Origin of the sequence: Teichococcus deserti, assembly GCF_001982615.1 — a bacterium.
GTDB classification, from domain to species: Bacteria; Pseudomonadota; Alphaproteobacteria; order Acetobacterales; family Acetobacteraceae; genus Pseudoroseomonas; species Pseudoroseomonas deserti.
This window is the reverse complement of the sequence record NZ_MLCO01000130.1, coordinates 1-9,515: the sequence shown is the minus strand read 5'-3', so window position 1 is coordinate 9,515 and position 9,515 is coordinate 1. Positions and strand designations below refer to the sequence as shown.

General features: G+C 70.2%; 9 protein-coding genes. 1 reads left to right on the top strand and 8 read right to left on the bottom strand.

Features of this window, described 5'->3' with window-relative positions; all coding sequences use genetic code 11:
* The 8 genes from BKE38_RS14195 to BKE38_RS14160 form a co-directional block, all read right to left on the bottom strand.
* The coding region (locus tag BKE38_RS14195; protein WP_242662353.1) for an alpha/beta hydrolase at positions 1-441 on the bottom strand (441 nt) is incomplete at its 3' end.
* 5 nt (positions 442-446) lie between these two features.
* Entirely contained in the window at positions 447-1,673 is a 1,227-nt protein-coding gene (locus BKE38_RS14190) for a flavin-dependent oxidoreductase (RefSeq protein WP_076957958.1), read from the bottom strand.
* 8 nt (positions 1,674-1,681) lie between these two features.
* On the bottom strand, positions 1,682-2,131 hold the full coding sequence (locus BKE38_RS14185; RefSeq protein ID WP_076957957.1) for a cupin domain-containing protein: 450 nt from the start codon (positions 2,129-2,131) through the stop codon (positions 1,682-1,684).
* Positions 2,132-2,197: 66 nt separating this feature from the next.
* Positions 2,198-2,953 carry an ABC transporter ATP-binding protein gene (locus BKE38_RS14180; RefSeq protein ID WP_076957956.1) on the bottom strand — a complete coding sequence of 252 codons (756 nt, stop codon included), beginning with the start codon at positions 2,951-2,953 and terminating at the stop codon, positions 2,198-2,200.
* Entirely contained in the window at positions 2,946-3,908 is a 963-nt protein-coding gene (locus BKE38_RS14175) for a branched-chain amino acid ABC transporter permease (protein WP_076957955.1), read from the bottom strand. The genes BKE38_RS14180 and BKE38_RS14175 overlap by 8 nt, the downstream gene beginning before the upstream one ends.
* Positions 3,905-4,828: a branched-chain amino acid ABC transporter permease gene (locus BKE38_RS14170; RefSeq protein WP_076957954.1), complete on the bottom strand. Its 924-nt coding sequence runs from the start codon at positions 4,826-4,828 to the stop codon at positions 3,905-3,907. Before BKE38_RS14170 ends, BKE38_RS14175 begins: the two co-directional genes overlap by 4 nt.
* Complete coding sequence (locus BKE38_RS14165; RefSeq protein ID WP_076957953.1) at positions 4,828-6,012, bottom strand: ABC transporter substrate-binding protein; 1,185 nt, start codon at positions 6,010-6,012, stop codon at positions 4,828-4,830. The genes BKE38_RS14170 and BKE38_RS14165 overlap by 1 nt, the downstream gene beginning before the upstream one ends.
* A gap of 101 nt (positions 6,013-6,113) precedes the next feature.
* Complete coding sequence (locus tag BKE38_RS14160; RefSeq protein ID WP_076957952.1) at positions 6,114-7,547, bottom strand: amidase; 1,434 nt, start codon at positions 7,545-7,547, stop codon at positions 6,114-6,116.
* Positions 7,548-7,687: 140 nt separating this feature from the next.
* Here BKE38_RS14160 and BKE38_RS14155 point away from each other — a divergent pair, with 140 nt between their 5' ends.
* Positions 7,688-9,268 (top strand): ABC transporter substrate-binding protein, encoded by a 1,581-nt coding sequence (locus BKE38_RS14155; protein ID WP_083747545.1) that lies wholly within the window; start codon positions 7,688-7,690, stop codon positions 9,266-9,268.
* The last annotated feature ends 247 nt before the right edge of the window (positions 9,269-9,515 follow it).

The window sequence follows — 9,515 nt, the reverse complement described above, 5'->3', positions numbered from 1 at the left end:
CGCCAGCTCCGCCGCGATATGCCCCCCCGCCGAATGCCCCGCGGCGATCATCCCTCCGCCGCCGCGCCCGGCCCAGTCGGCCACCGCCGGCACCGCCTCCCGCGTCGCCGCCAGCAGGTCGCCCAAGGTCACGTCAGGGCACAAAGGATAGTTCACCACCGCCACGTCCAGCCCCATCGCCACCAGCGGCGGCGCCAGGAAGCGGAACAGCGACTTGTCGCGCGACTGCCAGTACCCGGCATGGAACCACAGCAGCGTCCCCCGCCACGGCGCCGTCGCGCGGAAGCCGTCGAAGACCATGCGCGGGTGCGCGCCATAGGCCAGGTCCAGATCGGGCCCGAGCTCGGCCACCGCCGCCGCGCTATCGGCCAGGAAGCGTTCCAGCAGCGCCGGCTGGCTGGGGCGCAGCTGCCCGTCCAGGTAGTTCCAACGAGCATCCATAGCCGTCAGCCTCCGGCCGGCCGGGCGAAGCCGGCCAGCTGCGCATAGCCGCCGCAGATGGCGGCGATCTCTTCCGGGGTGGCCACGTCGCCGATCGCGGCGAAGCCGTCGGGCGCGCGCTGCGCCACCAGCCCGATCACCCGTTCCGGCCCGCCGCCGCGGTTCGACTGCACGATGGCCGTCGTCGCTGGGCGGCGCGCGGCGTCATAAGCGGCCAGCGCTTCCAGCGCGGCGAGGTCGACCAGCAGATCGGCCAGGCAGCGCGCATCCAGCACCGCCTGCGACGCCCCGTTGGAGCCCACCGGATACATGGCATGCGCCGCATCGCCCAGCAGGCTGACCCGGCCCTGCGTCCACCAGGGCAGCGGGTCGCGGTCGACCATCGGGTATTCGAAGATCTCTTCGGTGGCGCCGATCATGCGGGCGGTGTCGTTGAAAGGCAGCGACAGCCGGTCGACCAGGTGGCGGAAGTCATCCAGGCGGCCGCGGCGCGACCAGTCCTCGCGCCGGGGCGGGGCGGAGCCGTCCTCGCCGGTCTTGGCGTAGATCACCCAGTTGGTCAGGCGGCTGTCCGGCGTCAGGCCGGGGGCGATGGGGTAGAGGACGAGCTTGGCCACCGCGTCGCCGGCGATGACCATGGCGTCGCCGCCATCGAAAGCCGGCCAGTCCACCGCGCCGCGCCACATCTGGATGCCGTTCCAGCGGATACCGCCATCCGCCGGATGCAGCAGGGCGCGCAGGGTCGAATGGATGCCGTCGGCGCCAATCAGCGCAGCCCCTTGCAGCGTCACCTCGCCGGCGCATGTCGCGAAGCGGGCGGTGACGCCTTGGTCGTCTTGGGTGAAGCCCAGCAGGCGGTGGCCGCAGCGGAGCGAGCCTGGCGGCAGGCGTTCCGCGGCGGCCTGCCAGAGCATCGCCTGCAGCCGCCCGCGATGGATCGAGAATTGCGGCACGTCATGGCCGCCGAAGGTGCCGCGCGGCTCGGACCAGATGGTCTGGCCGAGGTGGTTGGCATAGGTCAGCTGCCGCGTGCGGATGGCGATGGCATCCAGCCGCGGCAGCAGGTCGAGGGCCGCAAGCTCGCGGATGCAATGCGGCAGGGCGTTGATCCCGACGCCGAGCGGGCGGATCTCTTCCGCCGCCTCCAGCAGCGTGCAGGCGATGCCGCGCTGCTGCAGCATCAGGGCGAGCGTCAGCCCGCCGATGCCGCCCCCGGCGATCAGGATCGACACGGCTGGCCTCAGCCCGGGGGCGGCAGGAAGTGGATGTTGTGCTCGGCGGAGACGCGGACGACCTCGGCCGGGTCGGTCAGGCGGTCGAGCTTCGAGAACAGCTCGAACAGCTTGCGCGAGGGGGCGACCCAGAAGAGCGCGCGGACGGGCGCGTCGCTGCGGTTGAAGATGCCGTGGGTCGAGCCTTTCGGCATGCGGATCAGGTCGCCGGCCGAGGCCTTGATCTCCTGGCCGTCGAGGATGAGCTCGAACTGGCCTTCCAGGATCCGGATAAATTCGTCCTGGTCGGGGTGGATGTGGGGCGGCACGAAGGTGCCGGGCGGGAACAGCGTGTCGAAGGCGAAGGAGGCTTCCGACAGCTGCACCGGCTTGTAGGTCTGGCCGAGGATATCCCAGGAGATGCCGCCGAGGCCTTCGCCGGCGCGCGTCACGCCCGCTTCAGGAAAGGGGAAGGTCATCTTGGTTTCCTCTTATGAAACAGAAAAAAGAAGGGGTCTGGGGAATTCATTCCGCAGCCTTTCTTACTATGCGAATTCGTCTTCGCCCAGGTAGGCGGTTTGGACTTCGGGGTGCGCCTGGATTTGCGCCGCTGATCCCGTGACGATCAGCTGTCCCTGATTGAGCACCGAGATGCGGTCGGCGAGGGCGAAGACGGCCTGCATGTCGTGCTCGACGAGCAGGATGGGGCAGCGCGCCTTCAGGCGCTGGAGCAGGCCGATCAGCCGCTCGGTCTCTTCCGGCCCGGCCCCGGCCAGCGGCTCGTCGAGCAGCAGCAGGCGGGGCTGGGTCGCGATGGCGACGGCGAGTTCCAGCTGGCGGCGCTCGCCGTGGGACAGGGCGCCGGCCGGGATGGTGGCGCGGGCGCCGAGGCCGACCTCGTCGAGCGTCGCGCGGGCTGCGTCGTTGAGGCGGGCCTCGTGGTGGGCGGCGCGGAAGAAGCGGAAGGAGGAGCCGTCGCCGGCCTGCAGGGCGAGCGCCACGTTCTCCAGCGCCGAAAAGCCCGGGATGACGCAGGTGATCTGGAAGCTGCGGGCCAGGCCCAGCCGGGCGCGCTGCGGCAGGGACAGGCGGGTGACGTCGCGGCCGTCCAGCAGCACGCGGCCGGCATCGGGGCGCAGGGTGCCGCTGACCAGGTGGATCAGCGTGGTCTTGCCGGCGCCGTTGGGGCCGATCAGCGCGTGGATCTCGCCGGGGCGGAGGTCGAGCGAGACCTGCTGGGTCACCGCCAGCCCGCCGAAATGCTTTTCCAGCTTGTCGAGGACCAGGATGGGCTCAGGCATCGGCGCGGCGCTCCTGCTTGCGGCGGCGCCAGGGCAGGCCCCCCGTGAGACCTCCGGGCAGGAAGATCACCGCCAGCACCAGCAGCGGGCCGAAGACCAGCTTCCAGGCGGACATGACATGGGCCAGGCCTTCCTCGAGCAGGACGAAGGCGAGGGCGCCCACCAGGGCGCCCGGCAGCTGCGCCACGCCGCCGAGGACGACCATGAAGAGCAGCTCGGCCGAGCGTGGCCAGGAGGCGACGGCGGGCGAGACGAATTCCATGGCATTGGCCAGCAGCGCCCCGGCCAGGCCCGCGATGCCGCCGGCGATGACATAGGCCAGCAGGCGGTAGGGGAAGGGGGAGAAGCCGAGGGCCTCGACGCGCAGCGGGGTTTCGCGGGCGGCGCGCAGGACGCGGCCGAAGCGGCTGCGGGACAGCATGGCGCAAAGCCCCCAGCTGGCCGCCAGCAACCCGAGGCAGATGAAATGGAAGCTCAGCCGCGGGGTGAGGATATCGGCGCCGAGGAAGGTGTTGCGGCCATAGAGCGTGTAGCCGTCGTCGCCGCCCAGAGCGGATAGGGCTGACAACGTGAAGAACAGCATCTGGCCGAAGGCCAGGGTGATCATGATGAAATAGACGCCGCTGGTGCGCAGCGCGACCAGGCCGGTGATGCCGGCGAAGGCCGCCGCGGCCAGGATGGCGGCGGGGAAGGCGATGGCGCCCTCGGTGATGCCGGCCAGATCCAGGGCGGCGACCACATAGGCGCCGATCCCCATCATCGCCGCATGGCCGAGGGAGGCGAGCCCCGCGCCGCCGACCAGCAGCGACAGGCTGACCGCCGCCATGCCGAGGATCATGGCCCGCGACAGCAGGGTCAGGGCGAAGCGGTCGCCGAAGCCGAGGAAGGGGGCGGCGGCCAGGGCGGCGAGGGCCAGCAGCGGTAGCAGCAGCGAGGGGCGCAGCAGCCGGGTCATGCCCGCGCCGCCGGGAAGAGGCCGGCCGGGCGCCAGGCGAGCACCGCCGCCATCACCGCATAGACCAGCATGGAGGCGACCGCCGCCCCCGCCTGGCGCGCAGGCGCCGCGTCGAGGAACAGGCGCATCAGCTCGGGCATCATCGCCCGGCCGAGGCTTTCCACCAGGCCGACGGCGAGGGCCGCGATGAAGGCGCCGCGGATCGAGCCGATGCCGCCGATGACGATGACGACGAAGGCCAGGATCAGCACCTGGTCGCCCATGCCCGGCACCACGGCGAAGACCGGCCCGGCCATGGCGCCGGCAAAGCCTGCCAGCATGGCGCCGACGCCGATGACGCCGAGGAACAGCCGGCCCGTATCGACGCCCAGCGCGCGGACCATCGGCGCGTTGCTGGCGCCGGCGCGGATCAGCATGCCGAGGCGGGAGCGCTCGACCACCAGCCACATCAGGGCCGCGACGGCCAGGCCGGCGACGATGATGGCCAGGCGGAAGCTGGGATAGGTCAGGCCGGCCATCAGCGTGATGCCGCCGGAAAAGCCCTCGGGCTGCGGGACGTTGAGGGGCGCGCTGCCCCAGAGCTGGCGGACGCCCTCGTCGATCACCAGGATGACGCCGAAGGTGGCCAGCACCTGGGCCAGGTGGTCGCGGGCATAGAGATGGCGGAAGACCAGCCATTCCAGCGCCAGGCCGAAGGCCAGCGACAGCGGCAGGGCGGCGAGCAGCCCCAGCCAGAAGCTGCCCAGGGCGCCGCCGATCGAGGCCGCCAGATAGGCCCCCAGCATGTATTGCGCGCCATGCGCCAGGTTGATGAAGTCCATCACCCCGAAGACCAGGGTCAGGCCGGCGGCGACAAGGAACAAAAGAATTCCAAGCTGCAGCCCGTTGAGGAGCTGCAGCATCAGCAAGGAAGCCGTCATCAGGTGGCGCGCATCCGGCACTCGCCCGCATAGGGGTCGACATCGTCGGACAGCACTTTCCGCACCGTCGAGGTGGCGAACTTGCCGTCCGGCCGCTGCACCACCTTGCACAGGTAGAAATCCTGCACCGGGTAGTGGTTCCGGCCGACGCGGAAATTGCCGCGCAGCGAGGTGAAGTCGGCCTTCTCCATCGCCGCCCGCAGCCCGGCCTTGTCGGAAAGCTTGCCGCCGACGGCCTTCACCGCGGAATCGATCATCGACGCCGCGTCATAGGCCTGGGCGGCGTAATTGCCCGGGACATAGTTGTAGTCGGCCATGAAGTCCTGGACGAAGCGCTGGCTCTGCGCATTGGCGAAGTCCGGCGCCCAAGTGGCGGCGGTGTAGAAGCCGAGCGCCGCCTCGCGCTGGGCGGGCAGCGTCGCCTCGTCGACGGTGAAGGTCGACAGGAAGGGAATATCGGCCAGGCCCGCCTGGCGATACTGGCGGACGAGGGCCACGCCCAGGCCGCCCGGCATGAAGGTGAAGACGGCATCCGGCTTCAGCGCCGCGATCTTCGCGACCTCGTTGGCGAAGTCCAGCTGGTTGAGGGGGACATAGACCTCGTCCACCACCTCGCCCTTGAAGCGGCTGCGGAAGCCGGCGGCGGCGTCCTTGCCGGCCTGGTAGTTGGGCACCAGCACGAAGACCCGCTTGTAGCCGAAATCCTGCGCGACCTGGCCCATGGTCGCGTGCGGCTGGTCGTTCTGATAGGCCGTCGTGAAGAAATACGGGCTGCAGCCGCGGCCGGCATAGGTCGAGGGCCCGGCATTGGCGGTGACCAGGAAGGTCTCGTTCTCGGTGACCGGGCGGAAGATCGCCTGCAGCATGTTGCTGAAGACCACGCCGACCACGAAGTCGACCTTGTCGCGGTCGAGTGCCGCGCGGACGCGGGTCAGGGCGGTCTCGGGCTTGAGCTCGTCGTCGATCACCAGGGTCTCGACCGGCAGCCCGCCGAGCTTGCCGCCCAGATGCTTGACGCCGGCCGCCCAGCCGTCGCGCAGCTGCACGCCGAGCGCCGCCGCCGGGCCGGAGAGGGTGGCGACGAAGGCCACCTTCACCGCCGCCGACTGTGCGCGCGCGGCCGGAATGATCGCCGGCATGGCCAGCAGCGAGGCGCCGGCGCCGAGAAAGGAGCGTCTGTCCATGAGAGCCACCCTGAGTTTGTGAACAAAGTGCAAAGGGGGGAGGCCCGCAGGCAAGGGCCCAGGGTGGCTGGATGGCAGTTTTTTTCGACGGCCGGCCGGCTTCAGGCTTCCGGCGGCCAGTAATCCGCCCAGGGGGCGGCCGCCTCGAGCAGCCCGGCCAGCCGCAGCAGGTCCAGGTCGCCGCCCCAGGGGCCGACCAGCTGCACCGCCGTCGGCAGCCCGTCGGCGCCGAAGCCGTTGGGCACGGTCAGCGCCGGGTGGCCGGTCAGGTTGAAGGGGTAGACATAGCTGCTCCAGCCCTGGCGGGTGATGCCGCAGAGCTCGCCCTCGACCTCGACCTGGTCGTTGGCGGCGTCGAAATCGGCCGGCAAGGCGGTGCGGCTGAGGGTCGGGGTGACCAGCAGGTCGAAGCGCTCGAACAGCGCCTGGATGCTGCGGAACAGCCGGGTCCGGGCATATTGCCCCTGGCGGAACTCGTGCAGGTCGAAGCCGTTGCCGCGCTCGACGAAGGCCAGCAGCGCCGGGTCCATCTGGTTCTGCCATTGCGGCAGGTGGCGCGCCATGGAGACGGCATAATTCGCCTGGTAGAGGATGCGGGCCGGGAACTCGATCCAGTCGATCGGATCGGCGACCGGGGTGACCTCGGCGCCCAGCCCCTCCAGCACCGCCAGCGACCGCCGGGTGGCCTCGGCCATGTCGGCAGCAAGCCGCGGATTGGTGGCGCGCTCGATATAGCCGATGCGCAGGCCGGAGAGGTCGTTGCCGGCCAGCGCCGGGTTCAGCCGCGGCGGCTTGCCCGCCTGGGCCAGGCTCCAGGGGTCGGCCGGGGAGGGGCCGGCCATGGCGGCGAACATCACCGCCGCATCGGTCACGCTGCGGGTCATCGGGCCCGCATAGGTGTAGTTGCCGAAGGTGTCGCTGCCCTGCTGCCAGGGCAGGGTGCCCAAGGTCGGCTTCAGCCCGACCAGGCCGCAGCAGGCCGCCGGAATGCGCACCGAGCCCGCCCCGTCGGTGCCCAGCGCGATGGCCCCGATCCCCGCCGCCACAGCCACCGCCGCGCCGCCGCTGCTGCCGCCGGCGGTGCGCGTCTTGTCCCAGGGATTGGGCGTCAGGCCATAGACCGGGCTGTCGGTCAGGCCCTTATGCCCGAATTCCGGCAGCCGGGATTTTCCAAATATGATGGCGCCGGAATCCCGCAGCCGGCGGACCAGGATGTCGTCGGCAGCGGCCGTGTTGTCGGCATAGACTGCCGAGCCATGACCGGTGACCACGCCCGTCATGTCCACCTGGTCCTTCACGCTGACCGGCACGCCATGCAGCGGCCCGAGCGGGCGGCCATCCATCACCGCCTGCTCGGCCGCGCGGGCGGCGGCCAGCGCGTGCTCCGGCAGCAAGGTGGCGAAGGCGTTCAGGTCCGCGCGCCGCGTGGCCTGGTCGAGCACCGCCTGGGTGTATTCGACCGGCGACAGCTTCTTCGCGCGGATCAGGGCCGCGGCGCGGGCGGCGGTGAGCTGCGTCGGCTGGGTCTCGGGCATGGTGCTGCGGCCTCCGGCTTTCCTGTTGGCCGCAGTCTGATATTGGATATATCATCCTGCAAGCCTGCGTCGGCGAGAGGTCCGCAGAAGCCCCCCGCGCAGCCCGCCAGAGACAGCGGCCACAGGGAGAGAGCATATCCATGGACCCCATCCGCCCCTCGCCACGCCTGGGTCGCCGGCAGATCCTGGCCGCCGGCGCCAGCCTGCCCTTCCTGGCCGCCCCCCGCCTGGCGAGCGCCGCCGGCGGGCTGGTCACCGCGGTGCTGGAGTCCGAGGTCGTCATCCTCGACCCGCATGTCACCACGGCCGCGATCACCCGCAGCTTCGGCTATCATGTCTTCGACACGCTCTTCGCCATGGACGGGAAGGGGCAGATCCGGCCGCAGATGCTGGAAGGCCACACCGTCTCGGCCGACCAGCTGAGCTGGGACTTTTCCCTGCGCTCCGGCCTGACCTTCCATGACGGCAGCCCGGTCACGGCGGCGGATTGCGTCGCCTCGCTGAACCGCTGGGCGGCGCGCGACAGCCTGGGGCGGATGCTGCTGGCCTCGCTCGACAAGCTGGAGGCGGTCGACGCCACCCGCTTCCGGATGACCCTGAAAAAGCCCTTCCCGCTGATGCTGGACGTGCTGGGCAAGCCGAATGCGCCGGTGCCCTTCATCATGCCGGCCCGCGTCGTCCAGGCCGCCGGCGAGCAGCGGATCAAGGAGGTCATCGGCTCCGGCCCCTTCCGCTTCCGCCCCGACCAGTTCCGCCCCGGCGACCGCATGCTGCTGGAGCGGTTCGCCGAGTACCGGCCGCGCGCCGAGGAGCCCGATTTCCTCGCCGGCGGCAAGGCCGTCCGCATCGAGCAGCTGGTGCTGAAGACCATGCCGGACGACGCGACAGGCGCGACCGCGCTGACCGCCGGCGAGATCGACTACATGCAATACCTGCCCTTCGACCACCTGGCGGGGCTGGGCCGCAACCGCCAGGTCAAGCTGATCGGCCTGGGCGGCATCCACATGTTCCAGGGCAATTTCCGCCTGAACCATGCCAGCGGCCCCTTCGCCGACCCGGCGGTGCGCCAGGTGCTGTGGAAGCTGGTCGACCAGGCGCAGATCATGCAGGCCATCGGCATCCCCGAGCAGTACCGCGTCGACGGCTGCCCCAGCTTCTGGATGTGCGGCACGCCCTTCGAGACCGCCGCCGGCAGCGATGTCGCCAAGCTGGACATTGCCGCCGCCAAAGCCGAACTGGCCCGCACCAGCTACAAGGGCGAGCCGGTGGTGATGCTGCAGGTCAATGGCTCGATCTCGCAGACCGCCGGCCAGGTGCTGGCGCAGAACATGAAGCAGGCCGGCTTCACCGTCGACGAGCAGGTGATGGACTGGGGCACCGTGCTGGCCCGCCGCGCCAAGCGCGAAGGCTGGAGCCTGTTCCCCGTCTATTCCAACGGCGTCGACAACCTGTCCCCCCTGACCCACTTCTACGTCGCCAACAACTGCGCCGACTACCCGGGCTGGAGCTGCGACACCGGCATCACGGGTCTCCTGGAGCAATTTGCCGCGGCGCCCGACCTGGCCGCGCGCAAGGCCCTGGCCGAGAAGATCCAGGCGGCGTCCTATGCGCTGACGCCCTCGGTCATGTGGGGGCAGTTCGCGCGCCCGGCCGGGTACCGGGCGCGGCTGAAGAATTTCGTGGAGTCGAGTTTTCCGATGTTCTGGCAGGCGGAAGTTTAGAGAAGCCACTGATGGGTGGGGGGAGAAGGAATTCTTCCCCCCCATCATCTTTTTCTATCACTGGCCGTTCGTAGGGCAGCGCGTCATCGGCGCCCTTGTGAGGGCATCACGGCGGGACGCTGAATACGAAAGCAGCGCAACCTCGAAGGTCGCGCTGCTGCCGGGCCGGGCCACGTCCTATCGTCACGTGGACATGGCAATCAGGCAGAAAAAAGAAGGGGTCCAGGGGAATTCATTCCCCTGGCCT

What these genes read in the sequence shown, in the direction of transcription:
- BKE38_RS14170 (WP_076957954.1), bottom strand. Translation starts at nt 4,828, where the DNA reads ATGACGGCTTCCTTGCTGATGCTGCAGCTCCTCAACGGGCTGCAGCTT.
- BKE38_RS14175 (WP_076957955.1), bottom strand. Translation starts at nt 3,908, where the DNA reads ATGACCCGGCTGCTGCGCCCCTCGCTGCTGCTACCGCTGCTGGCCCTC.
- BKE38_RS14180 (WP_076957956.1), bottom strand. Translation starts at nt 2,953, where the DNA reads ATGCCTGAGCCCATCCTGGTCCTCGACAAGCTGGAAAAGCATTTCGGC.
- BKE38_RS14165 (WP_076957953.1), bottom strand. Translation starts at nt 6,012, where the DNA reads ATGGACAGACGCTCCTTTCTCGGCGCCGGCGCCTCGCTGCTGGCCATG.
- BKE38_RS14155 (WP_083747545.1), top strand. Translation starts at nt 7,688, where the DNA reads ATGGACCCCATCCGCCCCTCGCCACGCCTGGGTCGCCGGCAGATCCTG.
- BKE38_RS14160 (WP_076957952.1), bottom strand. Translation starts at nt 7,547, where the DNA reads ATGCCCGAGACCCAGCCGACGCAGCTCACCGCCGCCCGCGCCGCGGCC.
- BKE38_RS14185 (WP_076957957.1), bottom strand. Translation starts at nt 2,131, where the DNA reads ATGACCTTCCCCTTTCCTGAAGCGGGCGTGACGCGCGCCGGCGAAGGC.